The sequence below is a fragment of the Saccharibacillus qingshengii genome (assembly GCF_013185195.1).
Lineage (GTDB): Bacteria > Bacillota > Bacilli > Paenibacillales > Paenibacillaceae > Saccharibacillus > Saccharibacillus qingshengii.
This window is the reverse complement of record NZ_JAAZWC010000010.1, coordinates 69729-86348: the sequence shown is the minus strand read 5'-3', so window position 1 is coordinate 86348 and position 16620 is coordinate 69729. Positions and strand designations below refer to the sequence as shown.

The 16620-nt window shown below is 55.4% G+C and carries 18 protein-coding genes and 1 riboswitch; of the genes, 12 read left to right on the top strand and 6 right to left on the bottom strand.

Annotated features, from left to right (window positions below; genetic code table 11):
- Positions 1-85 precede the first annotated feature (85 nt).
- The 5 genes from HRQ60_RS10755 (at position 86) to HRQ60_RS10735 (ending at position 3702) form a co-directional block, all read left to right on the top strand.
- The gene (locus HRQ60_RS10755; RefSeq protein ID WP_172195812.1) at positions 86-958 is read left to right on the top strand and encodes a hypothetical protein; all 873 of its coding nucleotides are present in this window, start codon (positions 86-88) and stop codon (positions 956-958) included.
- 153 nt (positions 959-1111) lie between these two features.
- Positions 1112-1417 (top strand): DUF2087 domain-containing protein, encoded by a 306-nt coding sequence (locus tag HRQ60_RS10750; RefSeq protein ID WP_172195811.1) that lies wholly within the window; start codon positions 1112-1114, stop codon positions 1415-1417.
- Between the two features lie 12 nt (positions 1418-1429).
- The gene (locus tag HRQ60_RS10745; RefSeq protein ID WP_172195810.1) at positions 1430-2767 is read left to right on the top strand and encodes an MFS transporter; all 1338 of its coding nucleotides are present in this window, start codon (positions 1430-1432) and stop codon (positions 2765-2767) included.
- Between the two features lie 10 nt (positions 2768-2777).
- Positions 2778-2993 (top strand): histidine phosphatase family protein, encoded by a 216-nt coding sequence (locus HRQ60_RS24110; RefSeq protein ID WP_216671548.1) that lies wholly within the window; start codon positions 2778-2780, stop codon positions 2991-2993.
- A gap of 94 nt (positions 2994-3087) precedes the next feature.
- Positions 3088-3702 carry a DUF2087 domain-containing protein gene (locus tag HRQ60_RS10735; RefSeq protein ID WP_172195809.1) on the top strand — a complete coding sequence of 205 codons (615 nt, stop codon included), beginning with the start codon at positions 3088-3090 and terminating at the stop codon, positions 3700-3702.
- 98 nt (positions 3703-3800) lie between these two features.
- Here the strand turns inward: HRQ60_RS10735 and HRQ60_RS10730 are convergent, their stop codons facing one another.
- The 4 genes from HRQ60_RS10730 to HRQ60_RS10715 all read right to left on the bottom strand — a co-directional run bounded on the left by HRQ60_RS10730 (position 3801) and on the right by HRQ60_RS10715 (position 9658).
- The gene (locus HRQ60_RS10730; RefSeq protein ID WP_172195808.1) at positions 3801-4211 is read right to left on the bottom strand and encodes a DoxX family protein; all 411 of its coding nucleotides are present in this window, start codon (positions 4209-4211) and stop codon (positions 3801-3803) included.
- 177 nt (positions 4212-4388) lie between these two features.
- On the bottom strand, positions 4389-6083 hold the full coding sequence (locus HRQ60_RS10725) for a cellulase family glycosylhydrolase (RefSeq protein WP_172195807.1): 1695 nt from the start codon (positions 6081-6083) through the stop codon (positions 4389-4391).
- A gap of 482 nt (positions 6084-6565) precedes the next feature.
- Entirely contained in the window at positions 6566-7675 is a 1110-nt protein-coding gene (locus HRQ60_RS10720; protein ID WP_172195806.1) for an aminopeptidase, read from the bottom strand.
- Between the two features lie 264 nt (positions 7676-7939).
- Positions 7940-9658, bottom strand: coding sequence for a cellulase family glycosylhydrolase (locus HRQ60_RS10715; protein WP_172195805.1), 1719 nt, complete (start codon positions 9656-9658; stop codon positions 7940-7942).
- A 265-nt stretch (positions 9659-9923) separates the two neighbouring features.
- Here HRQ60_RS10715 and HRQ60_RS10710 point away from each other — a divergent pair, with 265 nt between their 5' ends.
- From HRQ60_RS10710 to HRQ60_RS10695, 4 genes are all read left to right on the top strand, one after another.
- The gene (locus HRQ60_RS10710) at positions 9924-11636 is read left to right on the top strand and encodes a methyl-accepting chemotaxis protein (RefSeq protein WP_172195804.1); all 1713 of its coding nucleotides are present in this window, start codon (positions 9924-9926) and stop codon (positions 11634-11636) included.
- Between the two features lie 166 nt (positions 11637-11802).
- A complete protein-coding gene (locus HRQ60_RS10705; protein ID WP_172195803.1) occupies positions 11803-11988 on the top strand; it encodes a hypothetical protein in 186 nt (61 codons plus the stop codon).
- Between the two features lie 93 nt (positions 11989-12081).
- A complete protein-coding gene (locus tag HRQ60_RS10700; RefSeq protein ID WP_172195802.1) occupies positions 12082-12762 on the top strand; it encodes a P-loop NTPase family protein in 681 nt (226 codons plus the stop codon).
- A 120-nt stretch (positions 12763-12882) separates the two neighbouring features.
- A complete protein-coding gene (locus tag HRQ60_RS10695) occupies positions 12883-13071 on the top strand; it encodes a hypothetical protein (RefSeq protein WP_172195801.1) in 189 nt (62 codons plus the stop codon).
- A 32-nt stretch (positions 13072-13103) separates the two neighbouring features.
- On the opposite strand, the gene HRQ60_RS10690 is transcribed toward HRQ60_RS10695, so the two are convergent.
- On the bottom strand, positions 13104-13892 hold the full coding sequence (locus HRQ60_RS10690) for an ATP-binding cassette domain-containing protein (protein WP_172195907.1): 789 nt from the start codon (positions 13890-13892) through the stop codon (positions 13104-13106).
- A 436-nt stretch (positions 13893-14328) separates the two neighbouring features.
- Positions 14329-14799 (bottom strand): C40 family peptidase, encoded by a 471-nt coding sequence (locus HRQ60_RS10685; protein ID WP_172195800.1) that lies wholly within the window; start codon positions 14797-14799, stop codon positions 14329-14331.
- A gap of 2 nt (positions 14800-14801) precedes the next feature.
- Positions 14802-14938, bottom strand: a riboswitch (cyclic di-AMP (ydaO/yuaA leader).
- Positions 14939-15277: 339 nt separating this feature from the next.
- Between HRQ60_RS10685 and HRQ60_RS10680 the strand changes: the two genes are divergently transcribed.
- The 3 genes from HRQ60_RS10680 (at position 15278) to HRQ60_RS10670 (ending at position 16525) form a co-directional block, all read left to right on the top strand.
- The gene (locus tag HRQ60_RS10680; RefSeq protein WP_172195799.1) at positions 15278-15433 is read left to right on the top strand and encodes an aspartyl-phosphate phosphatase Spo0E family protein; all 156 of its coding nucleotides are present in this window, start codon (positions 15278-15280) and stop codon (positions 15431-15433) included.
- Positions 15434-15618: 185 nt separating this feature from the next.
- Positions 15619-16125, top strand: a complete 507-nt coding sequence (locus tag HRQ60_RS10675) for a CYTH domain-containing protein (protein WP_172195798.1) — start codon at positions 15619-15621, stop codon at positions 16123-16125.
- A 121-nt stretch (positions 16126-16246) separates the two neighbouring features.
- Complete coding sequence (locus HRQ60_RS10670; protein ID WP_425501651.1) at positions 16247-16525, top strand: NifU N-terminal domain-containing protein; 279 nt, start codon at positions 16247-16249, stop codon at positions 16523-16525.
- Positions 16526-16620 lie beyond the last annotated feature (95 nt).

The following is a 16620-nucleotide window of genomic DNA, read 5'->3' as shown; positions in this document are numbered from 1 at the left end:
TGTAACCTTCCACCCCGTGGTACACTACATCAGTTGACTTATACAGGCTGCCAAGCATTTACGCAACTTAGGGGGAAGAAAAGGAATGACGCTCGCACCACGCATTTACGCTACGCTTCAGCATTTGTTTATGAAAGGCATTATCGAGACGGTCGAACTCCGGGAAAAGCCGGAGCGCGAAGAAGAGGATAAGCGAACCTATCTGCTGACCGCGGACGGGAAGGCGAAATACGCACTGCGCATGGATACGCCGGAAAATATCGCCATGTCGGAGCAGCTGCACAAAGCTTATCCGGACAGCCTGCTGCTGCCGAATGTAAAATACGCCGATCCGGTCAAAGGTTATCTCGTTCAGCCTTATGTGGAAGGATCGGCGGGAAACGTGACCGAAGAACGCGGGTCCGAAAAAATCTGGCTTCCGCTGATCGTCACCGAACTGCTGAACCGGTACGAAACGGACGAAGCCGGAGGCAAATGGGGACGCTTGACCGAACCTTGTTCTTCTTGGAGCGAGTTCAACGAGCGCGAGCTGTCGAAAGCGCGGGAGAACCTCAACGGACTGCAGCCCGCGGAAGACTGCGAGCGTGTCGCGCTGCTGCTGGATCCTTTGTCCGAAGCGGGCGGTAAATTCCTGCTGCACGGGGGGATGGAGGCCCGGAATTTGATCTTCCTCAAACAGGAATTGGTCGGGGTAATCGAACCCAAGCCGACTGTGGGCCCGGTGCTGTACGATCTGGTGCAGGCTTTCTGTTCGACGCCGGATGATCTGTCGCTGGAGGTACTGTTCGAAGCCTATTCGCGGCTTAACGAACAAACGGCGGGCCAGGAACGGCTCGTGCAGGAAGCGCTGCTGCGTATTTACTGCCGAATGGGCGTCTGCGCGGCGGAACAATCCGCCGAGCTGGACGAATACGTCGCCGCTTGGCAGTTCTGGCGGATGCTGCTGCCGGAAGCCTGATTTCTGCGCAAACCGAAAAAGAAGTTCGCTCCGAAGGTACGGCCGCGATGCGGTCGTGCCTTTTTGTGTTGACAAGAAACGGTTCCGCCGGTAGTATCTAATTTAACGTTTGGCTAATTAGATATTTGTTAAATTAGAAAAGGAGGAACTCGCATGCCCCAACCTATGAACCTGCTGCGCGACTCGACCATCCGGAACTTTTTGGATCGGGAAGGACGGCTCAAAAGCATCCCGGCACAGCTTAAGAAAAAATTGATCGTCCTGGAATATCTGGTGGACAAGCTGGAACCGGAACGCGACTATGCGGAATCGGAGATCAATGCTTTCATTCGGCTGTACCATGACGATTATGCGACGATTCGGCGGGAGTTTATCGTACAGGGCTTTATGTCGCGCAGCAGCGAAATCTACAGACGCAATCCCAAGTCGGCGGCCCGGCGCTGGGAAGATCTGTCCTGAGGCGGCGAAGACATGGGCGAACTGCTGGAATTATGGAAAAAAGAACCGGCCTACCGCAAGCTTGCGGCTGCCAATTTTGTCAGCGGCATCGGCGACTGGTTCAGCAGCGTGGCGATCTTGAGCCTGCTGCTGCAGCTGACCGGTTCCGGCATGGCCGTCGGGATTACGCTGGCCGCGAGGACGCTGCCTTATCTGGTTATGGGCCCGATCGGAGGCCTGCTGGCGGACAAACGCAGCAAAAAAACGATTCTGCTGATCTCGGATTATGCGAGGATCGGTCTTGCCCTGTCGCTGCTGTGGGTGGATAAGCCCGAACGGATCTGGATCGCTTATGCGGCAACGGTGGGACTTGTGGTCTTCTCGGCACTGTCGCTGCCGGCCCGGCAGTCGCTGATTCCGCGAATTGTAAGTCCGGGGAATCTGCCGGCGGCCAATGCGTTCGACCAGATGCTGGGCGGTATGAATATGACGCTCGGCGCCATGCTTGGCGGAGCGGCGAGCGCGATGTTCGGACCGCAGTGGTCGTTTATGCTGAATGCCCTGACGTTTCTGGCATCCGGACTGCTGGTCGGAGCGATGCCGGATCCCGAACGCCGTTACGGTCGAGAAGCGACTCAACGGGCGGTGACCGCATCGTCTCCCCAAACGGAGTCCGGCTCTCCTCTGGATCTCCGGCCTCCACAGCTCTCGCCGGGCAGCCGCGAAGCTGCGGATTTCTGGCAAACGTTCCGGCGTTCCCCTCTGATGAAGGTGGTAGCGGTTCAATCTGTCGCCTGGCCGATAGGCGGGGGCGCGATCAATGTGCTGATCAGCGTCTACGGCTATCAGGTATTCGGAGCGGGAGACCGGGGAGTCGGCGTCTTGTACGGATCGCTGGGAGTCGGCTTTATTCTCGGGGGTCTGCTGGCGCCGTCTTTCAAGCGCTGGCCGGTTCAGGTTGTTATTGCGGGAGCAGCGGTAGAAGGATTGGCCCATATTGGCGTCAGCACCGCTCCCCATCTGATCCTGGGCGCGATATTCATACTGCTGGCTACGCTTGGCGGAGGCTTGGCAAATGCGGCGCTGGCGACGCTGATCATGAAGGCAGTGCCCGAACCGGTTCACGGCCGTGCTTTTGCGCTCAACGAGACGCTGTCCAACGTCACGATGGGCGTATCGATGCTGACGGCGGGGGTTCTGCTGGATTTCCTGCCGGCCCGTATGATCGGTCTCGGCGCAGGCCTGCTGATCGTGTTGTCCTGTATTCCGGCTCTGCTGCTGCTTCCGCTGCGCAGACGCCTCAACGCTCTGGCTGTTGACGATAAGGGGCTGGAGCGGAATCGGTTGAAGATGGAGGAGGCTGCGCCATGACCGTTACCGTTTGGCTGGTGCGTCACGGCCTCAAGAGCCGGCGGCCCGGGCTCTGCAGGGCGGATCGATCGGGGCCATTGTCTCGAGTCCGCTGAGGCGAGCCTTGGAAACGGCGGGGTACCTGGCGAATCGGCTTGGAATCGAACCGGTCGAAGATGCCCGTCTGCGGCTGGGGATTTTCGCGGACATCGCGCATTTGCGGGGTTTGAAGCTTCCCGAAGGATAAGTGCAGGAGTCGGTATCCCGCTTGCTTCCGCCGCCGGGTTCGTGCTTCAATGGGGATAGACAAGGAAACACCATCCGAGAGGAGTGCGGTTGGCATGCAGCTGGAGAAACTGGTCGCCTATCACAAGGCACTGGCCGATCCGACGCGGATCCGGATGCTGATCCTGCTCAGCGAAGGCGAATTGAACGGTCAGGCGCTGGCCGGACGTTTGAACGTGACGCCCGCGACCATTACGCATCATGCGTCGAAGCTGCGGGCAGCGAGCCTGATCCGGGAACGCCGGGACAAGAACACGATTTATTTCTCGCTCGACGATTATTTTATTCGTACCAGCGGATCGGCTACGGCGGAGCTGATCTATCGGCGCGGCTCGGAAGAGAATGCCGAAGAGACCGAACCTTCGGCCATAGAGCGGCAGAGCCGGATGCGCGCATCCGTACTCAAAAGCTTCTTCGCGGCGGACGGCCGCCTGAAAAGCATCCCCGCCCAGCTCAAAAAAAAGCTGATTGTGCTCGAAGAACTGGTGAAGCGGCTTGAGCCGGGACGCAAGTACGAGGAGAAGGAGATTAACGCCTTCATCCTCGATTTTCATGACGATTTTGCTACCCTGCGGCGGGAATTCGTCATGCATCAGTATATGTTTCGCGAAAACGGAATCTACGAACTGAACCCGCCGGAACTCTGGGCACGCTGGGAAACGTTGAAGTGAATAGGGAAGAAGCGGCCGGGGAACATCCCCGGCCGCTTCTTTTTATACACGGACTGCGAACAATTACGGGCTGCAACTAGGCTTGACGGCTGCCCGCTTCAGCGCTTGTCTTTGGGAGGCCAGGTTGCCCACAGAATCCACCAGATGAACAGCGGCTGCACGAGCAGGCGGAGCCACAGATAGATCGGCGGCGTATAGTGCTGGCCCGGCATCGGGATGTTCATGATCGCCGAATAAATATTGGCCGGAAAAATGAGCACCAGATAAATCGAGATGACGATGCCCATCAGCTTGCGGATCCGCGGCACGAACAGCAGGACCGCGAGGATCCATTCAACGACGCCGGTGACCCAGATCAATTCTTTGCGCAGCGGCACGAAGTCCGGCAGCATGGCCGCGAAGCCGATCGTTTCCCGGAAATGGTAGACGCCCGCGGCTACGAACAGCAGCGCAAACAAGATTCGTCCAATCGTGCGCGGGACGGTAGTGGGGGGATTGCGGTCGTTCATCGCATTCAGCTCCTTGTCGGTCGGATAGTTGGGCAGAGTTGTCGGTTATTCTCTATAAGCCTGCGAATAAGGAGTATTACCCGCCCCGTCCTGACGGTACACGGATATTGCGTATTGCGGCAGCAAAAAAAGCGTATCCGCTGCTCTGCCGCGGATACGCTTGCGTTTCAATCCCGGTTACGAAGCGGTTCCCGTTACGTTCGAACCGTTCTTCGTGATCGTGTACGTCACTTTTTCCCCGCTCCAGAAGTGGAACGTCAATTTCACGCTGCCGTCGTTCGTTTCGGCAAAGAAAGCCGGCTGCAGCTTGATCGCGCCGCTCGTCGGGGTGAACGCCGTCTCGAACTCTTTGTAAGACGTCCAGTTCTGCGGGCCGGCACTGCCGCCGCCGGCATAGACGGCTTCCATCGTCGCGAGCTGGTCGCCGCCAAACGCGGTCGGAATAGAGAACGCGGACGTTGTGCCGCTTGCGTTTGACAGCTTCGGCGTCTGGTACAAGACCACATTGAATTTCCAGTCCGCGCCGCCGCTGAACTTGGCGGTGATCACGGCGCTTTTGCCGAGCGTGCCGGAAGACGTCAGCTGGGACAGGCGAGGTGCCTTGAACGTCAGGGCGCTGCCGCTGAGCGTGTAATCGGTGCCGGATTGCAGCGTCGTGCCGTTAACGCTAAGCGAGGAGAGCGTGCGGCCGTTCAGGTTGAGCGTCACGCTTTTGTCCTGTGAGGCGGCTCCTTTTTTCACGTGGATCAAATCGCTCGAAGCGGTGGCCGAACGGCCGCTCCAGGAAGCTTTGATGACGTTGAACAGGTCGGCATCGGACCATTTGTAGGTTGTGCGGCTGAAGTGCTGACCGTTGTCCCACAGCATGGTGGCGATCTGCTTCTGCTTCAGGTAATGGCCGATATACTCGAAAAATTTCAGTTTCTCGCCCTGTTCGATGACGCCGGTGTTTTTGTCGAAGCCGAGCAGGCCGTATTCGCCGACGATGACCGGAATGCCGCGGGCCACGAAGGTGTTGTAGACGTTGTCGAACGTGGTCGTGATATCGTTTTGGACTTCCGCATTGAATGTCGTGTAGCCTGCGATGTTCACGCTGAACGGCCAGAAGCCGTAGTAGTGGACGGTCGCGATAATGTTCTTGTCGTTCCATTTGGAGATCGTGTTGTAGGTGGCCGTCATGCGTTCCTGCGACGGCGAAGCTTCAAGCGTCGAGATCACGAGCGGACGCGCCGTATTGCCGCCGCCGGAGCCGCGCACGATTTGGTGGAACGAATCGTTGAGCTCGTTGAGCAGCGCCTGCTGCCGGCTTTCGTCCGTCGTACCGCCGTCGGTGAACCGGGGCTCGTTGACGCTTTCGAACATCAGTTTGTTGGAGCTGCCTTTGAAGGCGTTTGCCATTTGCGTCCAAACCGCTTTGTAGCGGGCCAGCGTCTGGTCATGGTTGTTCTCCATTTTGCTCAGCCAGATCCAGGAATCGTGATGCACGTTGACCATGACGTACAGATTGGCGTCGAGCGCCCACTGCGTCACTTCCTTGACCCGGTTCATGTAGGCGGCATCGATCGTATAATTCGGCGCGCCGCCGATATGGGCATTCCAGGTGACCGGAATCCGGATACTTTTGTAACCCTGCGCGGCAATATTCTGGATCAGTTCCTTGGTGATGCGCGAGTTGCCCCAGGCGGTTTCATCCGAACCGACGGCGTCGAGCGAATTGCCCAGGTTCCAACCCGGCTGCATCGCTTCCACATAGGATTGGATCGCGCTCTGCGGAGCCGCAGCCGATACGGGGGGAGAAACAGGCAGCAGAGAGAGCAGCAAAGCGGCAGCGAGCGCCAGAGCAGCCATTGGTTTGACGGATTTTTTTCTCATGAACAGTCTCCTTCGAAATTAGATATTACAAACATTTAATCCAATGTAAGCGTTTGCTGATACTAAAATAACATACTGTTTATTTTGAAAACACCCTTATAATCGGTCATAAAATCATATAAAAATCGGAGATCAAAAAAAGACGGGTCTAGTACCTTGACCGAATCAAATCTGAGGTTTGCGTTCATCGGAAACACGCACGGTTCAAGCGGGTTTTCGAGGGGCGTAACCTAACATCATTATCGGTCAAGGTACTAGTACCTTGACCGAATCAAATCTGAGGTTTGCGTTCATCGGAAACACGCACGGTTCAAGCGGGTTTTCGAGGGGCGTAACCTAACATCGTTATCGGTCAAGGTACTAGTACCTTCTCAACTCTTAATCACAGGTTTACGTTTCTCTGAAACGCACATGCTTCTGGTGCGATTCAGGGGAGCGTATTCCTACCTTTAGTGTTGACAAGGTACTCGTAAGGCCCGCCTTCAGGCGAGATTCTCCGGATTCAATCCGAGCAGATCGTCGGCGGTGAACCGTCCGTTTTTGCTGATCAGCACATCGTCGAAATAAATTTCGCCGCCGCCGAATTCTTCCTTGAGCAGCAGCACGATGTCCCAGTGAATATCGGAGACATTGCCGTTGTCCGCGTTCTTGTAAGCTTGTCCGAGCGCGATATGGATACTGCCGTTAATCTTCTCGTCGAAGCCGATATCGTTCATGATCCGGTTCACGTGAGGATTGGTGCCGATCGCGAATTCTCCGATGTAGCGCGAGCCTTCGTCGGTATCGAGCAGTTCGTTCAGCTTGGCGTTATTGTCGCTGCGGCAGGAGACGACGCGTCCTTGTTCAAAAGTAAACGAGACGCTGCCGAAGTTCTGTCCCAGATAGGATGCGCGGCTGTTGAACGAGATGGTTCCTTCCACAGAATCGCGAACCGGCGCCGTATACACTTCGCCGTCGGGCAGATTGACTTTGCCGTCGCATTTGACGGCAGGGATGCCGGCCACGGAGAAGGACAGATCCGTACCCGGAGCGACGATCCGCACCCGCTTGGCGGCTCCCAACCGTTCGGTGAGCGGGTCCATTGCGGCCGACATACGGCTGTAATCCATCGTGCAGGTGTCATAGAGGAACTGCGTATACGCTTCGGTACTCATTTCCGCCAGCTGCGCGTAGGCTTTGGTCGGATAATTGAACAAAATCCATTTTTTCTTTGTCTGTTCGTCGGTGATCGGCTTGTACCATTTGCGGTAGGCATCGCGTTTGGCGGCCGGGATATCGGCATATTCGGACACATTGTCTTCGCCGAGAATCAGCACGACGGCGTCCATCTGCTTCATCTGCTCCAGTTTGAGCGCCGCGTCAAGCCGAAACTGCTCTTCGGTGCCACCGAGCATCATGCGGCGGTTCACCGCGTAATCGCTAAAATCGAGAAAGGCGTGACCGCCGGCTGCATGGATTTCGTCGATAAAAGGAGCAAGAATATCGGCATCATGCACGTCCAGCGCCCGAATGAGTACCTTCTCACCGTGCTGTACGCTTGCGGAATAATGCACGACGGTACGGGCGAGCTGCTGTAATCTGGGATCTGTCATAAAAATAGTTCCTCCCGGGCTGTTCCGTTCTCCGCGAACGTTCCTCGCACAGAGAAGCGCCGCCGGAACGGGAATCGAGGGTGTCGGTTCTGGGTGCCTGTTCTCGTTTTATCATAAGTCAAAAAGGAAAGACTGTCTGCTGCCTGCAAAAAAAGAAAGCCGCCCGAAACCGGTATACCGGTTTCGGGCGGCTTTGGGTGACCTCGCAGCAAGATTCGGGATCGTGCTCCGGCTTTGCCTGCGTTCCATTCCTGTCAATCCCGATTACTGGGCCGGTTGTCCGCTGACGGCCGTTCCGTTCTTGGTAACGGTATACGTCAGTTTGTCGCCGCTCCAGAAGTGGAACGTAAGCTTGACGGCTTCGCCATCGCGCAGCGTGTCGAGCAGGGCCGGACGCAGAACGATTCGGCCATCCTTATAGTCGGGGCTGAAGGTCGATTCGAATTCCTTGAACGAAGTCCAGTCGTTCGGACCGGCATTGCCGCCCGACACATAGACGGCTTCCATCGTCGCCAGTTTGTCGCCGTTCCAGGCTGTAGGGATCGCGAAGTCGGCTGTTGTACCTTCTGCCGCGCTCAGTACCGGCGTCTTGTGCACGGTCAGGTAGAAGTTCCAGTCCGGACCTTTGGTGAATCCGGCGGTCAGCACGGCATTGACGCCGAGTTTGCCGGAAGCGGTCAGACGGTCCAAAGTCGCTTTTTTGATCGTCAGGGTCTCACCGCTCAGGGTGTAATCCTGATTGCGGGTCAGGCGTTGGCCGTCCGCTTTGAGCGATGTGAATTTGTTGCCGTTCAGTTGAAGCTGAACCGTCTCGTCGGTCACGGCTTCGCCTTGGCGCAGCTGAATCAAATCGGATTCGGCGACGGAAGAACGCTGCTTTTGACCGGAGCGGATGATTTCGTACAGTTCCGGATCCGACCATTTGTACTGGGTGCGGCTGAAGTGCTGTCCGTTATCCCACAGCATGGTCGCGATATGTTTCTCTTTCAAATAAGACGTCAGGAATTCGAAGAATTTGAGCTTCTCTCCCTGTTCGATCGTGTTGGTGTTTTTGTCGAAACCAAGCAGGCCGTATTCGCCTACGATGACCGGAATCCCGCGTGCGGTAAAGGTCTTGTAGACATTATCGAAAGTCTGCGTGATGTCTTTTTGAGTCGTTTCGTCAAAAGTCGTCGTACCGGCAATATTCACGCTGAACGGCCAGTATCCGTAGTAATGCACGGTCGCGATCAGGTTCTTGTCGTCTTTGAGCTGTTCGAACGTCTTGTACAATTCGTTCATGCGCTCCTGCGAAGGCGAAGTCTCAAGCGTCGGCAGGACAAGCGGACGTACCCCGTTCTTGCCGCCCGAGCTGCGCACAATTTCGTGGAACGAGAGGTTCAGCTCGTCCAGCATTTCCTGGGCTTTCGCTTCATTCGTTGTTCCGCCGTCCGTGAAGCGCGGTTCATTGACGCTCTCGAACGAAAGTTTGTCGGATTCGTTTTTGAAGCGATCGGCGACCTGTTTCCAGATGGCATTGTACCGGGCCAGCGTCTGGTCGTGATCCTTCTCCATTTTGCTGATCCACAGCCACGAATCGTGGTGAACGTTGATCAGCACGTACAGATTTTCCGACCGGGCCCAGCCAACGACTTCCGCAACGCGGTCGAGGTAAGCGGGATCAATCTTGTAATCCGGTGCGGGGCCGATATGGTTGTCCCAGGTCACCGGAATCCGGATGCTGTTGAAGCCTTGGCGGGAGATCTGTTTGATCAGCTCGCGCGTAACGCGCGGGTTGCCCCACGCGGTCTCGTCGGCTCCGACGGAATCCAGCGTGTTGCCGAGGTTCCAGCCGGGCTGCATATTGTCGACATAGGTCTGCATCTTGCTCTTCGGCGGATTCTCGGCTGCGGAAGCATTTCCTGCGCCTGCGGGAAGCAGGGCCAGCAGAAGCACGGCAGCGAGCAGTACGGCAAAAGCGGGCTTGAAGCGACTCTTGAACATGTAGGCCTCCTAGGTATGTAGAAATGGATGCACGGTTTTGTAACCGCTTTATCTTTTACCCGAGCAAAGCGCCAGTGAATATAAAACGTTATCGAAAAGTGGGGGTTTTTGAAAATAAAATCGTTTCACTTATCCGAAAATATTTATTTTGGACGATCCGGGAAGGGGGGCTTTAAATTGGACATCCTTTTTCCGATAAAAAAAGAACTGGGAGACAGGTCCATTTCATGGATAGCATTTACAACGGGGAGCGTGCAGAAGCGAGATGAAGAAGTTTAGATTCAATATCGGAGCCAAGATCGGAATCGGGTATTTGTTTGTTATTGTTGCATTGGCAGCCGCCATTCTGATCGTTCGCGGGCAGATCGACAAGCTGGAAAATGAGATGAATTTTATAGCGGGCCACGATATGGACGTGCACGACCGCATCAATCAGATCGAGAAAGACGTTGTCGACATGGAGACAGGGCAGCGCGGATTCATTATCACGGGGGAAGACAAGTATCTTGATCCGTACAATACAGGCAAGGCGGAATGGATCGAACATTATAACGTGCTGTACGAACTGGTCTCCGACAATCCGGCGCAGCAGGAGAGATTGGATCAACTCAAAGCAAAAGTCGAAGACTGGATTCAGGTAGCCGGCGAAGCCACGATGGCGATGAAGCGGGCGGGCGATACCGCGGGCCTGGACCGGTTCTTCGTGGAAGATCCGGGCAAACAGGATATGGATGCTTTCCGGGAAATCGTGACAACCTTCATCAGTACGGAAAAAGAACTGACTGCCCAACGGGTGGACGTTCTGCATGACAGCAACCAATCGTTAAAAACGATGCTTCTTATTCTGTTGGTCGCGGTCGTTGCCGCTGCCCTGCTGCTGGCCGCCTTTATCTCTTCGCGGATCTCCCGCAATTTGAGAACCGTCACCGGAACGATCCGAGAGATCGCGTCTTCCGGCGGAGATTTGACGAAGCGAATCGAAGCCCGCAGCAATGACGAAATCAAGGATCTCGGCGATGCCACGAACCTGCTGCTGGCCAGCCTCCAGGATATGATCCGCGATCTCAAAGAAAATACGGAGCAGCTGCTCGGCGCCTCTTCCGCTCTGCAGCAGGGAGCCCAGGAGAATTCCCGTGCCGTCAAGGAAGTGACCGTGTCTATCCAGCGCGTGGCGGAAGGGTCGGAGCGTCAGGTCTCGCAGACGGAAGATATCTCTGCGGTCATGCAGCAGACGATCACCGGTCTGGAGCAGGTAGCCGAAGCGACTTCCGATGTGGCCGACCTGGCCAAGGAAACGCGCGGCGTAGCCGCCGACGGCGAACAGCGCATCCAGAAAAGCGTAGCCGAAGTTCAAAGCGTCGCCGATGCTTTCCTGACGATTCGCGGCAGCGTATCGGAGCTTGCGGAACGTTCGAATGAAGTTCTGTCGATCACGGGGTATATTTCCGAGACATCCAGCCAGACCAATCTGCTCGCCCTCAATGCCGCGATCGAAGCGGCACGCGCCGGCGAGCACGGACTCGGTTTCAGCGTAGTCGCGTCCGAAATCCGCAAACTCGCCGATCAGTCTTCCCGCTCGACGCAGGAAGTCAGCCGGATTATCACGGCGATGACGGGCGGAATTCGCGATATTGTCGAACTCGTCGAAGCCAGCTCCGGCAGTGTCGATCACGGCGTCGCTTCGCTCGGTGACGCGGGCAGCGCTTTTGAAGCGATCGTGGAGCGTGTCAACTCGCTCAGCGGACAGGTGGTGGAAGTCGCCGCAGCCGTCGAACAGATGTCGGCCGGATCGCAGAGCGTCGGTCAGTCCGTTACGGAAATTACACGGGTAACGGAAGAGATGGCCGCGCTCACCGAAGAGGTCTCCGCGATGAGCGAAGAACAAGCCGCTTCGATGTCCGAGATGGAAGGCACGTCGATCCGCTTGAGAGACATGGCGGGTTCGCTCGCGGCCATTGTGGACCGCTTCAAGATCTGACAGCAAGCCCCCGGCCGTGCAGCGCCGGGGCTTTTTTTGCGTATAATGGCAAGGACCCACGCTTATAGGGAAGTACGATCATGCAGGAGAGCAAGAAACGTTCATGGAACTTGGGAGCAAACCTTTATAATGAAGGAAAGGACGCAGAGACAGGGGGAAACAAACGGTGGGGATCCTGCATCGATTGATTGTAGTAGAAGGACTGCCGGGTTCGGGCAAGTCGACTACCGCCGAAGCGATCCGGCTTCTGCTGGCTGAGAGCGATCCGGATTTGGACGTTCGTTTTTATGAAGAAGGCAGAACCGACCATCCGGCCGATTATGAAGGGTTCGCCTATCTAACGGAAACGTAATGGACGGCTCTGGAATCGGCGCTGCCTGAATGGACGAAACGTCTGACGCCCAACGAGAATAGACCGGCGGATATCGCTGCAGGAGGAAAACTCTTGGGTTATCGTCTTTTCCGGGAGCGTACCGGGGAAGAACTGCCCGATAGAGTCAGCCGGGCCATCCAAGGCAAAGATATTTACGAGCTGCCGCTTGCTCTTCATATAGAGCTCATTGCGGCGAGCTGGACGTCTTTTGTGCAGCAGGCTGCTGCACAAAAAGAGGACGAGGCGATTATTTACTTGTTTGAATGCTGCTTTATTCAGAATCCGGTTACGATGGGGATGATCCGCTGCGGTGCAGCTCCGGAAACGACAATCGGTTACGTTAAACGCCTGGAAGAAATCGTTCAAGCCTTGAATCCGCTTATCGTATACGCAGATCAGCGGGATCTCGACTATTCGTTTCGCAAAGCAAAGGCTGAACGTCCTGCCGAATGGTCGGAAGGGTTTATGGAATATTATCTACAGCAGGGCTACGGCGCGGCTCACGTCTGTCTAACGGAAGAGAATTTACCGAGCGAAGCCGCCCTTGAGCAGGCGGTGGCGGGGACGGTCGAGATTCTGCGTGCGCGCAGGAAGTTGGAGAAAGAAATCTTGGGGCGCCTGGAGCTGCCGGTGATTTTCATCGATAATTCGGATTATGACGAAGCGGCAAGAGCCCGTGTGCTTCGTAGAGAACTAGTACCCTTTCAACTCTTAATCCGAGGTTTACGTTTTCCTGAAACGCACACGCTTTAGGTGCGATTCAGGGGAGCGTAACCTTACCTTTAGTGTTGACAAGGTACTAGGGGCGCTTGTTCAAGGCTGATCTTCACGGACGACCTAAATCGCTTTCTAACAGGAAAAGGAGGCAAAGGCATGTTTATCGTAAATGTGGAAGGAGCGATCCGCAAAGACGGACGCTGGCTGCTGATCCGCCGGGGAGCGGCCGAAGAACGCTGGGTCGCTCCGATGTCCCCGAATGGACGCGCGATAGCCCGAAGAACCCCTAACCCAAAAAGCGGTTCCCGCTCGTTCAATACGAGGGGAACCGCTTTTTATTTATAAATTGTAAGCTCTACCGGCCGTCTCCCAAGAGTTCAAGTGTGTGCCTGAACGTCTCCGTCCTTGCTCCACAGCTCCCGGAAATAGCCGCTGCGCGCCAGCAGTTCGTCGAAATTCCCTTGATCGATCAGCTGGCCGCCGCGCATCAGCAGGATGCGGTCCACGCGGCGGATCGCGTGCAGGCGGTGGGCGACGATGATCAGCGTACGTCCTTGGAATCGCTCCAGCGTCGTTTCCATGATCCGCCGCTCCGTGATGTTGTCGAGCGCCGAGACCGGTTCGTCCAGCACGACCAGGTCCCGGCTCTGCGCCAGCACACGGGCAAAGGCCAGACGCTGCTTCTCGCCGCCGGACAGCTTCATGCCGCGTTCGCCGACCGGAGTATCCAGCCCGCCCGGCAGACTGCGCACTTTGTCGCCGAGACTGACGTCTTCAAGTATGCGGAGCAGCTGCCCGTCGTCCGCTTCTTCGTCGAATACCAGATTGCCCCGCAGCGTATCGTCGAAGATCGGAGCGTCCTGCGAAATATACGAGGTGCGGGCGTACAGACTGTCCAGGCACAATTCGTCGATTTCGGCCCCGTCGATCAGCAGACGTCCCGAATCTTTTTTGAGCAGGCCGAGCAGCAGTTTGACCAGGGCGCAGGCGGCGAGCAGGACTCCGTACAGAGCCAATAATCCGCCCAGTTCCTCAAGACCCGAAGAGTCCGGAACTGCGTCGATCAGACGCTGGAACGTATGAATGCCGTAAGCCGAAGCGAACTGCAGGGCGAAGCCGAGCAGCACATACAGCAGAATTTGTTTTTTGAACAGGGACACGCACATTTTTAGCACAAAAAAACCGCCTTCCAAATTGGGGTGGAAAGCTGCGCGCAGCAAAAAGAGAAGGTTCCGCGCAGCATCGTCTCGAGCAGCCAGGGAAGTACGATCAAACGGGCAGACTGCCCCCTTGATAGCCGGTACGCGTTTTGATCCGGCCCGATTCCTAGTTACTTCGAACGATGCGGCAGAACATTCTCCAGGTCACCCCATTTGGAAAGATGGGTTCACTATAACAAAAAAAGCCGAATTCGGCAAAATCGAAAAAAGTTTTGAATTTATGCAACCAAACGGACGACACGTTCGTCTATAGGGTATACGTGTTCACAGAAAAGTTCCCGGAAACGATGAAACCCGTTCCCCGGCTCGTGCGCCGGAAGGAACGGGTAAATGGAAAGTCTTTATTTGCGATGTAAGAGATGCAGGGGAAATACGAAGAAGATCAGCTGTTCACCATCTGGTCGTACGTCCAATCGCTTGTTACGCGCTTGGCGGTGACATAACGGTTAGCCCAATACGAATTGGACAGGCTTGCTACGCTAACACCCTTGCTGCTCGAAGAGTTGGCGAACTTGCCGTTGCCTACATAGAAACCTACATGCGAAATCCCGCGGCCTGTCGTGTTGAAGAAGACTAGATCGCCGACCCGAAGGTTGGACTTCGAAACGGTCGAGCCCTGCTGCGCTTGGCTTGCCGCTGTGCGCGCCAAGGTAACGCCGAATTTCTTGAAGATGTATCTGGTAAATCCGGAACAATCGAAACCTGATGTGGTAGTACCGCCATACTTGTAAGGCGTTCCCGAGACTTGACTGACTGCGGCATTGATCGGTGCGGAGCTGGCTGCATATGTACTTGCTGCCCCTGACGTAAGTACGATGGCTGCTCCCAATACGGAAATGACTAGCTTCTTCAAAAATTTTTTCCCCCTGATGCCTACGGAGTTAGCTAAGGGTTCGGTGGTAGGAATTTCCCTATACTCCCTCTGGAACAAGAATAATTCACCCGACATGGTTCCCCCGTTTTCTTGCAAAGAAATTCGGCATTTATTAATATTTTGTAACTATTGATACTCTACCCTACCGCCTGCTGATTTGTCAAACCCCTATTACAAACTTCCTGAGCCTGATGATGAGAAGTGTCTAAAAATGAAACATAAGTGACAAAAATGTAACGAATACAGGACAAAGCCGTTTGAGCTTGTTACAATTAGCCGGATAACGGCTTTTTTTTATGCCTTGCAGCGGCTTTCGTTATTCTTTTTCGGCACGTCAAGCCGTTTTTCCAATAGTTTTCCGCAAATAATTTAATATAAAATATGGGAATTCTATTTCGAGAAGCTGTCGGTTTACCGATTTTAAAGATAACACGAATTCGCGCGGGAGGGCGTGCAGATGAACAAAGAAGAGATCCAGACCGAGATGGAGCGCCAGCGGCGGATTTTGTATCAGCTTGCGGACCGGTACGGTTTTCTGGATGAAAGGGTGTTGATTCAATCCCAGAAGCTTGACGATTGGCTAAATGAATATGACCGCCGCAAAAGCGGCTGAGGCAGACCGTTGAAAGAAGGAATAAGGCAGGTCTGTGATCGGATCGGAAGATTTGCGTCTATTCGGATAAGCGCGTGCGATACGCGCTTTTTTTGTGTGCATTTTCCGGGGCATCGCTTTCGGCACCGCAATCTTTCGAGGTATAATTGGAAAGAGAACGAAGACATGAAGGAGGGACCGCCAAGATGGGCATGGAAATCGAACGCAAGTTTTTGCTGGATCGCAGACCGGAAGAACTGATTGCAGAAGGTGCTTTTATCCGGCGTTCGGAGCAGAAGATCCAGCAGACGTATCTGGCGCTGGACGAGCAGCAGGAAGTCCGGGTGCGGCGGCTGGTCGATGTCGATACGGGAGAAGTGGAACATACGCATACGTTCAAGCAGGGCAACGGCATGAGCCGCGAAGAGATCGAATATTCGATTACGGCCAGCATTTACGAGCAGCTGTTTCAAGCTTCGGGTGCCGTCCCGCTGACCAAGACGCGCACGACCGGCGAGTGGAACGGCTTCACGGTCGAACTCGACCGCTACGAACAGCTCAACCTTACCGTAGCCGAGGTGGAATTCGAATCGCTTGAAGCCGCGGAAGCTTTTGAAGCCCCCGACTGGTTCGGCGAGGACATCAGTTCGAAGAAGGAATACAGCAACAAGAAAGTGTGGAGAGATCTGCAGAATCGGACCCACGGCCGTTGAAAAGGATTGAAGAACCGGCGGCAGAAGCGGCTGTCGGGCATTTTGCCGAGCCGCTTGCGCCGGGCATATGGTACAATAAAGCCAATTCGTGCGCAGCAATGCGGGCAAACCAACGAAAGAGGTGAGGATCATCACAGTCAACTATCAGGTTCAGCATACCCCAAACCCCAATTCGGTCCGAATCGGAGCGGATTCCGTTCTGTTCGAAGGTCCGAAAAGTACGTCCGTGAAAGCGGGAGAATCCAGCGATCATCCGCTGGCTGCGGCACTGGTCGCGATTGACGGAGTGGACAACATCTTCGGCATGCGCGATTTCGTGACGGTCAGCAAACAGCCGGATGCCGACTGGGACAGCATTCTTCCCGAAGTGGAAGAAGCTTTCCGGCGCGTATACCCGTAGCACGTTTTTGGCACGCTAAAAAACGGCCGTCCGATCGATGAACGCCTTCGCCGCCGGCACGATACTTTGTATGCGGGCCGGGAGGCGTTTTCTTT